This window comes from Photorhabdus aegyptia (assembly GCF_000612035.1).
Lineage (GTDB): Bacteria > Pseudomonadota > Gammaproteobacteria > Enterobacterales > Enterobacteriaceae > Photorhabdus > Photorhabdus akhurstii.
On the sequence record NZ_JFGV01000010.1, the window covers coordinates 18258 to 34118 of the forward strand.

Consider the following 15861-nt stretch of genomic DNA (forward strand, 5'->3'; position numbering starts at 1 on the left):
CACCTACTTATCCCAACGCCACAAGGCACTCATACCAGGACGTAAACCTTCAATAGGCTGTAAGGAATACAAGCGCACTTCAAAGGTTCTTAAATCGAAATCACCAGTGGCGCGAGTGGCACGTTTAGTCGCGTAATCACCCATCGGAGAGATATAACGAACTTCGGCTTCAACCTCTTTATCACCTAGCGCAGGAATACGAAGTTTGACTTTATCCCCTTTGTGTACCTTTGCCAGAATGTCTTCCCGCAGGTTATAAATAAAATAAGCTTCTGGTACACGGATTAATGTCACTAAAGGACTATTAGCACTAAATAATTCACCAACTTCTGCCGGAATCGGCCCCACTTCCCCCGCGACAGGCGCTTTGACTTGCAAATCATCACTCTGGGTTCGCAACTCAATCAGTTGCTGTTCAGCCTGACGTAAAGCTGCTGCGTATTTCTGGCGCAATTCAATCCTGTCACCATGCCTGCCTTCATCCAATGCCGCTTTTGCGCTCTGCATTTTCTGATAAGCAACATCCCTACTTCTGTGAGCATTATCTAGATCGTTTCGTGAAACATAACCTTTAGATGCGACATTCTGAATGCGCTCATATTCACGTACCGCATTATCATATTCGGCCTGAGCTTGTGCCAAACCCGCTTCCAAATTCCGAATACTTTCTTCACGGGTTCCATGAAGAGATTGTTCCAACTGCGCTTTAGCTTGATCACGAGCAGCTTCTAATGAAGCAACCTGGGCCAGTAATTCAGGGCTTTCAAGTGTAATCAGCAACTGGCCTGCTTTAACATCATCTCCCCGTTCAATGTGACGTTTGATCACTCGTCCCTTAGCTTTAGACGCCACAATCACTTCCGGCGCATCAACTTCACCTTGCAACAATAAATATTGGTTATGAGAATGAAACAACACAGCCATTGCTGTGAGCAAAATCACCAGTAAAATCGTAAAAAGTGTTCTTTTTTTCATGATGTCTTACACATCCAAAATTACCCGACTCGAAACTAACGTTATAGCTTCGCATTGTTCTACGGAAAATTTCTTATATATTCGTGCGTATAATCACTGACAGAAAGGAAGACGCTTTATAATAGTGTAGTGGTTTATGATTGTTGTCAAATATTAACCTACTTAAACTAAACTTTTAATAATATTATTAGCTGTTTCTGTAAACTAATAACATCCATAAATCCTCTCGGAAAATTTATGTACGAATTTAATCTTGTGTTGTTATTACTACAACAGATGTGTGTTTATTTGGTGATCGCCTGGCTGCTAAGTAAAACACCACTATTTATTCCACTGTTACAAGTCACTGTGCGTTTACCTCATAAACTGCTGTGTTATGTCACTTTTTCCATTTTCTGTATTATGGGAACCTATTTTGGTCTGCATGTAGGTGATTCCATTGCCAATACCCGTGCTATTGGCGCAGTCCTTGGCGGGCTTCTGGGTGGGCCAAGTGTCGGCGCACTGGTGGGATTAACCGGTGGACTGCACCGCTACTCCCTTGGTGGGATAACCGCTTTCAGTTGCATGATATCGACCATTATTGAAGGTTTAATCGGTGGCATTATTCACAGCTATCTGACGAAACGTGGTCAGATAAACCGACTGATTAATCCCTGGACAGCCGCTGTCGTCACGTTTTGTGCTGAAATAATACAGATGGGCATTTTACTACTGCTCGCTCGTCCATACAGTGAAGCATTAGCGTTGGTCAAAAATATCGCCATCCCCATGATCATCACCAATAGTATCGGCTCAGCAATGTTTATACGTATCCTACTTGACCGACGCGCGATATTTGAAAAATACACTAGCGCATTTTCTGCTCAAGCCCTGAAAATCGCTGTCTATACAGAGGGTATTCTACGAAAAGGATTTAATGAAAATAACAGTATGAAGGTAGCAAAAGTTATTTATCAACAACTGGAAATAGGCGCAGTGGCTATTACAGATAGAGAAAAACTCTTGGCGTTTATTGGTACCGGTTCAGATCATCACCTCCCTGGAACACCTATTGCTTCAGAACAATCCCGTCGAGCAATTGAAAATAATGAAGTGGTTTATGCCGATGGCAATGAAATACCTTACCGTTGTTCAATCAATCCAACCTGCAAGCTCGGTTCAACTCTGGTCATCCCGCTACAGGGAGAAAATCAGCAAGTTATCGGCGCAATCAAACTTTATGAAGCCAAAAACCGTCTGTTCAGCTCAATCAACCGCCCTCTAGGGGAAGGCATTGCCAGTTTGTTATCCGCCCAAATCCTCGCAGGACAATATGAACGTAACAAACAATCACTGCTTCAATCCGAAATTAAGCTGCTTCATGCGCAAGTGAATCCTCACTTTTTATTTAATGCCTTAAATACCTTGCAAGCCGTGATCCGACGAGACAGTTATCAAGCGGGTCAATTAGTACAATATCTCTCAACCTTTTTCCGTAAAAACTTGAAACGGTCAGAAGAGATTGTCACGCTGTCTGATGAAATAGAGCATGTGAATGCTTACTTACAAATTGAGAAGGCGCGTTTCCGTGATCATCTGCAAATAAGCATTGAACTGCCGGAATCTCTGCTTCACGCTAAATTACCCGCTTTTTCTCTCCAGCCAATAGTAGAAAATGCGATCAAACACGGCACATCACAGTTATTAGAAACCGGTAAGGTTACTATTCGTGCTCATCAACAAAATCAATTGTTGATACTGGAAGTGGAAGATAATGCCGGTCTTTATAAATCGGTCTCTATGGGGGATGGACTAGGAATGAGTCTGGTAGATAAACGGCTACGACTTCGCTATGGTGAAAATTATGGTGTGCAAATAGATTGCCAACCAGAAAAATTTACTCGCGTAATTTTACACTTGCCACTCATTAAAGAGGCTAATAAAACTGTGTGAATATGAATATATTAATTGTTGATGACGAACCGCTTGCACGAGAAAACCTACGTTGTTTGCTAGAAGAAGAACATGATATTCAAATTATTGGCGAATGCGCCAATGCTATTGAAGCCATTGGCGCCATATATCATCTAAAACCCGATGTTGTATTTTTGGATATCCAAATGCCACGTATTACCGGATTAGAAATGGTTGGTATGCTCGATCCAGAACATCGTCCCTATATTGTTTTTCTGACTGCGTTTGATGAATATGCAATACAAGCGTTTGAGGAGCACGCATTTGACTATTTATTAAAACCTCTGGAAAAAAGCCGTCTAACTAAAACCCTACAACGATTACGGCAAGGGCATCAGAAACAGGATATTTCCATCCTTAAAGTAGAAGAGCCGCTGAAATATATCCCATGCACCGGCCACAGCCGCATCTGGCTTGTGCAACTGGATGAAATACTTTATGTCACCTCCCGTCCAAGCGGAGTGTATGTTATGTGTACCAACGGGCAGGAAGGATTTACTGAACTGACACTTCGCACATTGGAAACCCGCACACCATTGATGAGAAATCATCGTCAATATTTGGTCAATATGACCCATCTGCGCGAAATCTTATTTGGTGATCACGGACAGGCCGAACTGATTCTACGCAATGGTAAAACTATTCCTGTCAGCCGCCGTTATTTGAAGCCATTGAAAGAGGCACTAGGATTGAAGTAATCGTGACAATTATCACATTTTCAGCAGGTTAGTCAGTTCTTACTCACCGCTCACCTGCTGAATCTGACCACTTAACCCGCCATACAACCACTCACTCAGACACTCCCTTATAGCTTCCTTTACCTGTGACAAGATACGAGTAAAAATTTATAACTCTCAGGAGAAGAGAAATGCAACACGCTCTCACATTTGTCATTGCAACGTTGTGTATTCTGGTTACCTGCTACCGCTTATACGGCGTATTCTTCGTTAAGAAGGTACTGAAAGCAGATGACAGCGAGGTTACACCTTCCCATCTACTGGAAGACGGTAAAGATTATGTACCCACGAAAAAATGGGTCAATTTTGGTAGCCACTTCGCAGCAATCGCAGCCGCAGGACCGCTGGTTGGCCCTGTGTTAGCAGCCCAATACGGTTATCTGCCAAGTATGTTATGGCTGTTAATCGGCTGTGTTATCGGCGGTGCCGTGCATGATACGGTTGTTTTATTCGCTTCAATGAAACATAGCGGTAAATCTCTGTCAGAAGTTGCTAAAACAGAACTTGGCCCAATTGCTGGTTGGTGCACCGGCCTTGCAATGCTGTTCATCATTACGATTACTATGGCAGGTCTATCCCTAGTGGTCGTTCATGCGCTAGAGCGTAACCCTTGGGGAACATTTGCAGTATTTATGACCATTCCGGTCGCAATCGGCGTCGGTCTGTGGGAGCGCTTCACTGGTAACATGCGCGGAGCAACTTGGGTAGGTATTATCACCATCATGGCTTGTGTGATTGTCGGCCCTTACATTCAATCATCCGCCTTCGGTGAATGGCTGAGTCTACGTACATCGACTGTTAGCTTGGCACTGCCAATCTATGCATTTTTTGCAACCGCTCTGCCAGTATGGATGCTACTGACTCCCCGTGGTTATCTTTCCAGTTTTATGAAAATCGGTGTGTTCGGCGCGTTAGTTGTGGGAGTCATCTTTATTAACCCGGAGATCCAATTCCCGGCAGTCACTGAATTTATTCATGGCAATGGCCCTGTACTGGCAGGTCCGGTGTGGCCGTTTATCTCCATCACCATTGCGTGTGGCGCTATTTCTGGTTTTCATGCATTTATCGGCTCTGGCACAACACCAAAACAGATCGATAAGTGGAGTGATATTCTGCCAGTTGGTTTCGGCGCCATGCTGGCAGAATGTGTCGTTGGCGTCATGGCGTTGATCGCTGCCACTTCTCTCTATCCTGCTGACTATTTCGCGATTAACTCCTCCCCAGAGGTCTTTGCTACACTGGGTATGGATGTTATCCATCTACCACAACTGAGTCAGGAAATTGGTCTGGATCTGTATGGCCGTACCGGTGGAGCCGTCACATTGGCGGTTGGTATGGCGGATATCTTCACCCGCGTCCCTTGGTTCAACCAGCTAACATCCTACTTCTTCCAGTTCGTCGTCATGTTCGAAGCCGTATTTATCCTGACAGCGGTTGATTCCGGTACACGTGTTGCCCGTTACCTGCTGCAAGATTTCCTGGGCGATATTTGGGCGCCCCTGAAACGTATTAACTGGTTACCAGGTTCCATTGGTTGCAGTATCATTGCCTGTTTACTGTGGGGCTATCTGCTGAATTCCGGCGATATCAATTCAGTCTGGGCGCTATTCGGGGTATCCAATCAACTGATGGCCTCCATCGGCCTGATGATTGGTGCGACAATTATCCTGCGTCTGTCTGAAAAACGCTGGTATATACTGACTTGCCTGATACCACTGGTTTACCTGTATGTTACTGTGAACTACGCTGCTTACTGGATGGTGAAGAATGTTTACTTCAACTCCACAGCAAAAGGTTTCAACATCTTCAATGGAACGATCTCCATTGTGATGGTTATCCTCGGCGTTGTGATTACGGTTTCTTCCATTATGCAATGGCTGAAACTGTGGCGCGCCCGCAGTGCAGGTAATTCAGTTGAGGTACTGACTCACTGATCTCTTTCTCATATCAAAAGCTGCCCTTTGTATAAAGAGCAGCTTTTTTATTATAAAAAACATTAAATAAATTAACTGATAACAAAAACGGCTCCTGTAGAAAGAGCCGCTTTATTATTTAAAATACCCGTTATCTTTCAAGTTGCCTCTTTGTTGGCTGCACTCACTCACCCCGGTCACATAGTTACCTATGCTCCCGGGGATTCGCTCCCTTGCCGTCGCGATGCATCTTGAAATCCATAGGGTATATCAGTTCAGATGATTACTGTGCGTTACTATTGTTATGACGACGGCGTGGAGCAGATGAACCATGATCATCACCACGACCACGGAAATTGCTACGGCTTTGGCCTTCACCACGGCCTTCTCCACCGCGGCGTTCACCATTGAAACGACGACCGCCACCATTAAAACTCTCACGATCACGGCGAGGGCCACTACCATTACCGTTACCGTTACGCCCACCACCGCGACGTTCACGACGTTCAAATGGCTGTGCATCACCCAATAACTGCATATTCATTGGTTTGTTCAGAATGCGGGTACGGGTAAAGTGGGACAATAAATCACCTGGCATACCTTTTGGCAATTCAATTGTGGAATGCGTTGCAAACAATTTGATATTGCCAATATAACGGCTGCTGATATCACCTTCGTTAGCAATCGCACCAACGATATGACGAACTTCAACACCATCATCACGGCCCACTTCAATACGGTACAACTCCATTTCACCGACATCACGGCGTTCACGACGAGGACGATCGCCGCGTTCGCTACGATCATCAAAACCATTACGACGACGATCATCACGTTCATTGAATTCACGGCGAGGACGACGCACCGGATCTGGAGGCAGAATCAATGGACGCTCACCTTGCGCCATTTTTAATAATGCCGCGGCCAGCGTTTCTATATCCAGATCTTCCGCAGGTTGCAATTTAGACAACAGAGTACGGTACTGATCCAGATCACTGCTTTCCAATTGCTGCTGTACATTAGCGGCAAATTTTTCCAGACGACGCTGACTCAGCAATTCAGCATTTGGCAGTTCAACTTCCGGGATAGTCAGCTTCATTGTACGTTCAACGTTACGTAACAAGCGACGTTCACGGTTTTCTACAAACAGCAACGCTCGACCAGCACGCCCTGCACGACCAGTACGGCCAATACGGTGAACATAAGATTCGGCATCCATTGGAATGTCATAGTTAACAACCAGACTGATGCGCTCAACATCCAGACCACGCGCTGCAACATCAGTTGCAATCAAAATATCCAAACGGCCGTCTTTCAGACGCTCCAACGTCTGCTCACGCAGTGCCTGGTTCATATCACCGTTTAGCGCCGCACTGTTGTAGCCATTACGCTCCAGTGCTTCTGCCACTTCCAGCGTTGCGTTTTTGGTGCGCACAAAAATAATCGCGGCATCAAAATCCTCTGCTTCAAGGAAACGCACCAAAGCTTCATTTTTACGCATACCGTAAACAGACCAATAGCTCTGGCTGATGTCAGGACGAGTCGTTACACTCGCTTGGATACGCACTTCTTGCGGATCGTTCATAAAACGACGAGTAATGCGACGGATAGCTTCTGGCATAGTTGCAGAGAACAGCGCAGTCTGATGCTCTGCGGGGATCTGGCTCATGATGTTTTCAACATCTTCGATAAAACCCATACGCAGCATTTCGTCTGCTTCATCCAAAACTAAGCCGCTCAGGTTAGATAGATCTAACGTACCACGTTTCAGATGATCCAAAAGACGCCCAGGTGTACCCACAACAATTTGTGGCCCTTGACGCAAAGCGCGTAACTGAACGTCATAACGTTGCCCACCATACAGCGCAACAACATTCACGTTACGCATATGTTTGGAAAAATCTGCGCACGCTTCGGCTACCTGTACCGCCAGTTCACGGGTCGGCGCCAACACAAGGATCTGCGGAGCTTTCAACTCAGCATTGATGTTATGCAGTAAAGGCAGACTGAATGCCGCAGTTTTACCACTCCCCGTCTGCGCCATACCTAGTACGTCACGACCATTTAATAAATGGGGAATACATTGTTGCTGAATTGGAGATGGCTTTTCATAGCCAAGATCTTCCAGTGCAGAAAGGATAGGTGCTGATAAACCCAGATCAGCAAAAGAGATTTCAGTCTCAGTGGTCATGTAATGGTGCCTCGTTAGTTATGGCGGCCAGTCTACATAACGCATCGAAAAAAATTTCGGTCATTTTCATTTAAAATGTGAACTGGCTCAAAGTATTTAATTAAACGAACAAATAAGCCCTCATCGGTCAAGATGATGGACTTTGTTAATCGATCTCGAAATGTTCGTCAGCTATTGCTGGTCCGATTCTGATAGGTCATCTTGTTCCTGGCCTAACAGCGCCAATTCCAACAATGCATAGCGGTGCTCAACAAAGTTATGTGCGTTGTTAGCTACCGTCAGCTTGAATAACGCAGATGCGCTATCCTTGTCCCCCAGACTTAGGTAATGTTTACCTAAATAGAAGTCAGTTTCACTGAGATGCTCAGCGAGCGAAGTGTTATCCGTTGCATTCTCTTTCAAGCGGTTCATCAATGTATATTCACTAATTTTGCCTAAATAGAATTCAACTATATTCCAGCCCCATTGCCCCCGGTTCGCTTTTTCGTAGTGCTGCGACAAGTTCAACATCGCCCCTTTAGGATAAAATTCTTTTTCCACCAGGTACAACCACAGCGAACGGAAAGGATCATTTGGATCGTCTTGATAAAACGCCTGCAGATCATCCTGCGCTAACTTATACCGACCACCGTAATACAACGCGATGCCACGGTTAAGACGCGCGTAATTGTAAGTTGGATCAAGCTCTAATACAGAATCAAACGCTTCATAGGCGGCATCAAAATTGCCAGCCTGTGTGAAGTAAATTCCCAGATAATTAAAAATCTCTGGAATATTAGGCCGAATAGATAAGGCAACAGAAAAATCATTCCGTGCCAAAGCTCTCAGCCCGAGACTATCATACAGCACACCTCTCTCATATAAAAGCTGTGCGTACTCATCTTCTGTCAATGACCGACTCGCAAGAATCTGTTCCATGCGAGCCAGAATGACTTCTTGTTGCAATGAAGGTTGTAACGGAATAGCAAAAACTTCGTTTTTACGCCAATCCTTGCTGCTGCATCCTGCCAAAAGAAGTATTGCTACAGCATAACACCAGCGCAGAAAAAGATTCATTTCCTACTCCCGAAAGTCAGACATTAATTAAGAATGCCCTATCACCCATATTGCATTTATTGGGCCTCCTGCCCTGAGTCTATAAACGGCGCTTTTTTACAAGACGCCGGTTTATAACATCAAATTTATTCTGCTGATTGTGGTACTACTGGTGTATCCTCGACAATTACCCCGGCTGTCGCTTCTTTAATGCTCAGGCGAACACGACCCTGACGATCAATTTCCAGAACTTTAACTGAAACTTCCTGACCAACCTGCAAATAGTCAGCCACTTTCTCAACACGCTTATCCGCAATCTGAGAAATATGTACCAGACCTTCTTTACCACCACCGATAGCAACAAATGCGCCAAAATCAACGATGCGAGTTACTTTACCAGTGTAAACGCGGGCAACTTCGATCTCAGCGGTGATTTCTTCAATACGACTGATGGCATGTTTTGCTTTTTCACCATCAGTTGCAGCAATTTTCACTGTGCCATCATCTTCGATCTCAATGGTAGTACCGGTTTCTTCTGTCAGTGCACGGATAACTGAACCACCTTTACCGATAACATCTTTGATCTTATCAGGATTGATCTTAATAGTGTGAATGCGGGGTGCAAATTCTGAAATTTCATTACGTGGGCTGTTAATTGCCTGTTCCATTACACTCAGGATATGCAAACGCGCACCTTTTGCCTGATTTAGAGCAATTTGCATAATTTCACGGGTAATGCCTTCAATTTTGATGTCCATTTGCAGTGCGCTGATACCTTCACAGCTACCCGCAACTTTAAAGTCCATGTCTCCCAAATGATCTTCATCACCCAAGATGTCAGACAGAACAACAAAATTATCGTCTTCTTTCACTAATCCCATTGCAATACCAGCAACAGCAGCTTTAATCGGCACACCTGCATCCATCAACGCAAGAGATGCGCCACAAACAGACGCCATTGAAGATGAGCCGTTTGATTCCGTGATTTCAGAAACTACACGAACGGTATATGGGAATTCATGAGCTTTTGGCATGACTGCCGCCACACCACGTTTAGCCAGACGACCATGACCAATTTCACGACGTTTTGGCGAACCCATCATACCTGTTTCACCAACAGAATATGGTGGGAAGTTGTAGTGCAATAGGAAACGATCTGTGCGTTCTCCCATCAACTCGTCAATGATCTGTGCATCACGTTCTGTACCCAAAGTTGCAGTAACTAAAGCCTGAGTTTCACCACGGGTAAACAATGCAGAGCCATGCGTACGAGGCAGAACTCCAGTACGTACGTCCAATGCACGAACCATATCTTTTTCACGGCCATCAATACGCGGCTCGCCACACAAAACACGACTACGGACAACTTTTTTCTCTAAGCTACCCAGAATCTCATGGATTTCGGCTTCCTCTAGAGCTTCATCCTGTTCCAACAGCGCAGCCGTCACTTCCTCTTTGATAGCATCAACCTGAGCATAACGCTCCTGCTTCTCAGTGATACGGTAAGCATCTCCCAAACGGCTTTCTGCCAATTCAGCTACACGGTCATGCAACGCTTGATTAACAGGTTCCGGCACCCAATCCCATTTTTCTTTACCTGCTTCCGCAGCTAATGCATTGATGTTTTCAATAACCACCTGTTGTTGATCATGGCCGAATACTACCGCACCTAACATTTGCTCTTCAGTTAGAATGTCGGCTTCAGATTCAACCATCAAAACAGCACCAGCAGTACCTGAAACCACCAGATCCAAACGGCTGTTTTTCAGCTCATCACTGGTTGGGTTAAGCACATACTGATCATTAATATAGCCAACGCGAGCCGCGCCAATTGGACCATTGAACGGAATACCAGATAGTGCCAGCACAGCAGAAGCGCCGATCATTGCAACAATATCTGGGTTTACTTGCGGGTTAACAGAAACAACTGTCGCTACAATCTGTACCTCGTTCAGGAAACCTTCCGGGAACAGAGGACGCAAAGGACGATCAATTAAACGAGCGACTAATGTTTCGCCTTCACCAGGGCGACCTTCACGACGAAAGAAACTGCCTGGAATACGACCAGCAGCATAAGTACGCTCCTGATAGTTAACAGTCAGTGGAAAGAAATCCTGACCTTCTTTTACTTTTTTCTGACCAACAACGGTAACAAATACAGCCGTGTCATCCATATTGACCATGACAGCAGCAGTAGCCTGGCGAGCCATCATACCTGTTTCGATAGTAACGGTATGTTGACCATATTGAAATTTACGAACAATCGGATTAAGCAAAATAATATCCTTTCGTTAACATTGTCTTTTATATTCAGCAGACAACAATGAATAATCTCTTCATGCCACATCCTCGCGACTAACGACAGGTCTTACTCCCTTAAGCACTCTCATTAGCCGCGCGAACCTCTGTAACTGAAAAGCCTTAATAAAAACCATCACCAACATTTTTCGTGCTGTTACCTAATGATGGCTTCTCAGAAGAAAAGGGGCCATATATGGCCCCTTTCCACTGAAACTTGCTTGATTAGCGACGCAGGCCAAGACGCCCAATCAGCGCAGTGTAACTTGTTACATTTTTACGCTTCAGATAGTCCAACAGTTTACGACGCTGAGAAACCATGCGCAGCAGACCACGACGGCTGTGGTGATCTTTTTTGTGCTCTGAAAAGTGGCCTTGCAAGTGGTTAATTTGTGCAGTTAACAAAGCAATCTGTACTTCACTAGAACCACTGTCATTCGTATCACGACCAAATTCAGCAATAATTTGCGCTTTTGCTTCAGTACTTAGAGACATATTACAACTCCAAAAACATATAAACTAAAATTACAGGTGCCGATCTCTAATTCAGCTACCCAACATATAACTGCGCCATTCTACGCTGCAAATAAGTTAAGCGCAAGATAGCCCCAAATACCCTAATCCCGGCTTTCAACAACTAAACGGCGGGGAGCAACAAGCCCATCGTCATTGATAACAGCAATGCCAATGAATTTCCGTTCATCACCTTCAGTTACACGTACCATACTTTCAACCAAAGTCGGCGATTTGGCACTGCGTACCGCCTGACCTTGTTTAAAATAAGCCGCAACTACTGGAATCAAATTAACCTCTGGGAAATGAACAATTGCACTATCCATTGGTAATAGTAATGAATCAATTAATTCACCCACAGGTATTTCCTGATCTTTAGCCTGCTTTTGCAATTCATATAATTGCTCAAGTGTTACCATGCGATCATTTGGATAATTCGCTACCTGTAAACGCCTTAAATAAATAACATGAGCACCACAGCCTAATAATTCACCTAAGTCATCAATAATAGTGCGAATATAAGTTCCTTTCGAACAGTGTATTTCCAATTCCAGTTCATCATCTTCCCAACGGATAAACTGTAATTCATAGACTGTAATTGGTCGTGCTTCGCGCTCTACTTCAATACCCTGACGAGCATACTCATACAACGGTTTTCCCTGATGTTTCAGTGCGGAATACATGGAAGGAATTTGCATGGTATCCCCACGGAATTTATCCAAAGCTGCATCAAGTTGAGCCTGATTTAGCAGGATTGCCCTTTCACTGATGATTTGCCCGTGTGAATCAGATGTGTCAGTTCGCTGACCAAGACGAGCTATCACTCGATAACGCTTGTCAGAATCAAGTAAGAACTGGGAAAACTTTGTAGCTTCACCAAGGCAAACTGGTAGCATACCCGTTGCCAGTGGATCCAACGCGCCAGTGTGACCCGCTTTGCTGGCATTGAAAATACGTTTTACTTTTTGTAACGCATCATTAGAAGAAATATCCTGCGGCTTATCCAGTAACAACACACCATGTATATCACGACCGCGACGACGACGCCCCATTACTTCTCCTCTTTGTGATCCGCAGAAGCCCGGCGCTGTTCGTCATTCTTCACAACATTAGTAACCAGATTGGACATTCTCATCCCTTCTACCAGGGAATTATCGTAGGAGAAAGTCAGTTCTGGTACGACACGCAAACGCATTGCTTTACCCAGCAGAGAACGAATAAAACCAGAAGCTTCATTCAATGCCTTAATACCATTCTTTACCACTTCGGAATCATGTTCTTCAGTCAACACATTCAGAAAGGTGACGAATACTTTGGCATAAGCCAAATCACGGGAAACTTCAACACCAGAAACAGTCGCCATACCGATTCGGGGATCTTTCACTTCTCGCTGTAAAATGATGGCAATCTCTTTTTGCATTTCCTGTGCAACACGCTGAGTACGACTAAATTCTCTTGCCATTGTTATATCTCCTGACATTTGGGGGGCAAAAGCCCCCCAATAATGAAATTAACCAGTGGTAGGAATTAAGCGATAGATCGTTTAACTTCAATAACTTCAAATACTTCGATCATGTCACCAACACGAACATCGTTGTAGTTCTTAACACCGATACCACATTCCATACCATTACGGACTTCGTTAACATCATCTTTAAAGCGGCGAAGGGATTCCAATTCACCTTCGTAAATCACTACGTTATCACGCAACACGCGAATTGGATTATTACGTTTAATCGTACCTTCGGTCACCATACAACCTGCGATCGCACCAAATTTCGGTGACTTAAACACATCACGAACTTCTGCTAGCCCCATGATCTGCTGTTTATATTCAGGCGCCAGCATACCACTCATTGCCTGCTTAACTTCATCAATCAGGCTATAAATAACAGAGTAATAACGCAGATCCAAGTTTTCATTTTCAACAACTCGGCGTGCGGAAGCATCGGCACGAACATTGAAGCCCAGAATAATCGCATTAGAAGCAGCAGCCAGTGTTGCATCAGTCTCAGTAATACCACCTACGCCAGAGCCGATGATTTTCACTTTCACTTCATTGGTAGACAATTGTTCCAATGCCTCGCGGATCGCTTCACATGATCCCTGAACGTCAGATTTCAGAACGATATTCAATTCAGAAACTTCACCTTCTTCCATGTTAGCGAACATGTTTTCCAGTTTAGATTTCTGCTGGCGAGCCAGTTTGACCTCACGGAATTTACCCTGACGGTACAGAGCAACCTCACGAGCTTTCTTCTCGTCACGTACAACAGTTGCTTCATCACCAGCCGCAGGTACGTTGGACAGGCCAAGGATTTCCACTGGAATAGATGGGCCCGCGGAGAACACTTCACGACCTAGCTCGTCACGCATTGCACGAACTCGTCCATATTCAAAGCCACAAAGTACGATATCACCTTTGTTCAAAGTACCTTCCTGAACCAGTACTGTTGCGACCGGACCACGGCCTTTGTCCAAGAATGATTCGATCACAACGCCGCTTGCCATACCAGAATGGACTGCTTTTAGTTCAAGAACTTCAGCTTGAAGTAAGATTGCATCCAGCAATTCATCGATACCAATACCAGCTTTAGCAGATACATTGATAAACTGAGTTTCACCGCCCCATTCTTCAGGCTGAACACCGTGCTGAGAAAGCTCATTCTTCACACGATCCGGATCAGCTTCTGGTTTATCGATCTTGTTAACTGCAACAACCACGGGCACATTCGCTGCTTTTGCATGCTGAATAGCTTCGATAGTCTGAGGCATCACACCATCATCGGCAGCAACAACCAAGACCACGATGTCGGTAGCTTTTGCACCACGTGCACGCATTGAAGTAAATGCAGCATGCCCTGGGGTATCCAAGAAAGTAATCATGCCACTTTCAGTTTCAACATGGTAAGCACCGATATGCTGGGTAATACCACCCGCTTCACCAGAAGCAACTTTCGTAGAACGAATGTAATCCAGCAAAGAAGTTTTACCGTGGTCAACGTGCCCCATGATCGTCACAACCGGCGCACGAGGTTCAGCAACCGCTTCACCTGTATCGCGGTCGCTCATCAGCGCTTCTTCCAACTCATTCTCACGACGCAGGATAACTTTATGACCCATCTCTTCAGCAACTAGCTGCGCTGTTTCCTGATCGATCACTTGGTTGATGGTTGCCATTGCGCCCATTTTCATCATGGCTTTGATGACCTGAGAACCTTTAACAGCCATTTTATTAGCCAACTCAGCAACAGTAATGGTTTCACCGATCACAACATCACGGTTAACAGCCGCTACAGGCTTATTAAAACTTTGTTGCAATGTACTGGTTTTACGTTGCTTGCCTTTTGTACGACCAACTGCGCGGGCTTCTTCACGATCTGCTTTAGATTCAGAATGCTTATTATTTTTCTTCTGGCGAGTAGCCTTACCGCTACGACCACGAGCACGGCGATCACCTTCAACTTTAGCATCGTTTTCGTCTTCTGCCGCGCGGGCATGACGGGAGGTAGTGACATGATAATCGTCGTTATCAATAGAATCTGAATCACTTGACCACTTATCCTGATTCTCTTCAGCCATACGGCGAGCTTCCTCAGCAACGCGTCTAGCTTCTTCCTCTACCTTACGACGCATCTCTTCTTCTGCTTTACGCTTAAGATCAGCAGCTTCTGCTTCACGACGTGCTTTTTCACTCTGGACTGGTTTTTGTTTATGTTCGGTATGTTGATTGGTCACTTTTTCATTTTCCGCTGCCTGACGCTTAGCTTTTTCAGCTGCTTCACGTTTGGCTTTTTCTTCTGCCTCACGTTTAGCCTGCTCTTCAGCGAGTTTCTTCGCTGCTGCTTCGGCTTCGCGTTGCGCTTTTTCTTCTGCTTCGCGCCGTGCTTGCTCTTCCGCTTCGCGCTTCGCCTGCTCTTCCGCTTTAGCCTGTTCAATTGCATCACGGTTCACATATGTACGCTTTTTGCGGACCTCAACGGCTACCGGTTTGCTTTTACCATCGGTGCCTGAAACATTCAGCGTACTACGCGTCTTACGCTGCAATGTTAATTTATCGGGTTTACCAGCCGAACCGCCTTGTTCGCGGTTCAAATGTGCCAGTAAAGCTTCTTTTTCTTTCTGGGAGACAAAATCAGTTTCGGTTTTTTTAATCCCTGCATCAGCAAATTGCTGTACTAAGCGATCAACCGAAGTCTGGATCTCTTCTGCCAGTGATTTTACGGTTACATCTGTCATGCTG

General features: G+C 45.0%; 12 protein-coding genes. 3 read left to right on the top strand and 9 right to left on the bottom strand.

Annotated elements, in window-relative coordinates:
- Positions 1-3 precede the first annotated feature (3 nt).
- Complete coding sequence (locus tag BA1DRAFT_RS04445; RefSeq protein WP_036776487.1) at positions 4-975, bottom strand: HlyD family secretion protein; 972 nt, start codon at positions 973-975, stop codon at positions 4-6.
- A gap of 237 nt (positions 976-1212) precedes the next feature.
- On the opposite strand from BA1DRAFT_RS04445, the gene BA1DRAFT_RS04450 reads away from it, so the two are divergent.
- The 3 genes from BA1DRAFT_RS04450 (at position 1213) to BA1DRAFT_RS04460 (ending at position 5602) form a co-directional block, all read left to right on the top strand.
- Entirely contained in the window at positions 1213-2910 is a 1698-nt protein-coding gene (locus tag BA1DRAFT_RS04450) for a sensor histidine kinase (protein ID WP_036776488.1), read from the top strand.
- A gap of 2 nt (positions 2911-2912) precedes the next feature.
- Positions 2913-3629, top strand: a complete 717-nt coding sequence (gene btsR / locus BA1DRAFT_RS04455) for a two-component system response regulator BtsR (protein WP_036776491.1) — start codon at positions 2913-2915, stop codon at positions 3627-3629.
- Positions 3630-3799: 170 nt separating this feature from the next.
- Positions 3800-5602, top strand: coding sequence for a carbon starvation CstA family protein (locus tag BA1DRAFT_RS04460; RefSeq protein ID WP_036776494.1), 1803 nt, complete (start codon positions 3800-3802; stop codon positions 5600-5602).
- A gap of 262 nt (positions 5603-5864) precedes the next feature.
- On the opposite strand, the gene BA1DRAFT_RS04465 is transcribed toward BA1DRAFT_RS04460, so the two are convergent.
- The 8 genes from BA1DRAFT_RS04465 to infB form a co-directional block, all read right to left on the bottom strand.
- Positions 5865-7772 carry a DEAD/DEAH family ATP-dependent RNA helicase gene (locus BA1DRAFT_RS04465; RefSeq protein WP_036776501.1) on the bottom strand — a complete coding sequence of 636 codons (1908 nt, stop codon included), beginning with the start codon at positions 7770-7772 and terminating at the stop codon, positions 5865-5867.
- On the bottom strand, positions 7762-7842 hold the full coding sequence (yrbN, locus tag BA1DRAFT_RS24595; RefSeq protein ID WP_105394837.1) for a protein YrbN: 81 nt from the start codon (positions 7840-7842) through the stop codon (positions 7762-7764). Before yrbN ends, BA1DRAFT_RS04465 begins: the two co-directional genes overlap by 11 nt.
- A gap of 101 nt (positions 7843-7943) precedes the next feature.
- Positions 7944-8828 carry a lipoprotein NlpI gene (gene nlpI, locus BA1DRAFT_RS04470; RefSeq protein WP_036776503.1) on the bottom strand — a complete coding sequence of 295 codons (885 nt, stop codon included), beginning with the start codon at positions 8826-8828 and terminating at the stop codon, positions 7944-7946.
- Between the two features lie 125 nt (positions 8829-8953).
- Positions 8954-11083: a polyribonucleotide nucleotidyltransferase gene (gene pnp, locus BA1DRAFT_RS04475; RefSeq protein ID WP_036776505.1), complete on the bottom strand. Its 2130-nt coding sequence runs from the start codon at positions 11081-11083 to the stop codon at positions 8954-8956.
- A gap of 247 nt (positions 11084-11330) precedes the next feature.
- Positions 11331-11600 (bottom strand): 30S ribosomal protein S15, encoded by a 270-nt coding sequence (gene rpsO, locus BA1DRAFT_RS04480; RefSeq protein ID WP_036776507.1) that lies wholly within the window; start codon positions 11598-11600, stop codon positions 11331-11333.
- 122 nt (positions 11601-11722) lie between these two features.
- On the bottom strand, positions 11723-12670 hold the full coding sequence (gene truB / locus BA1DRAFT_RS04485) for a tRNA pseudouridine(55) synthase TruB (protein WP_036776510.1): 948 nt from the start codon (positions 12668-12670) through the stop codon (positions 11723-11725).
- Positions 12670-13080, bottom strand: a complete 411-nt coding sequence (rbfA, locus tag BA1DRAFT_RS04490; RefSeq protein ID WP_036776512.1) for a 30S ribosome-binding factor RbfA — start codon at positions 13078-13080, stop codon at positions 12670-12672. Before rbfA ends, truB begins: the two co-directional genes overlap by 1 nt.
- A gap of 65 nt (positions 13081-13145) precedes the next feature.
- Positions 13146-15857, bottom strand: a complete 2712-nt coding sequence (gene infB, locus BA1DRAFT_RS04495; protein WP_036776516.1) for a translation initiation factor IF-2 — start codon at positions 15855-15857, stop codon at positions 13146-13148.
- Positions 15858-15861: the final 4 nt, after the last annotated feature.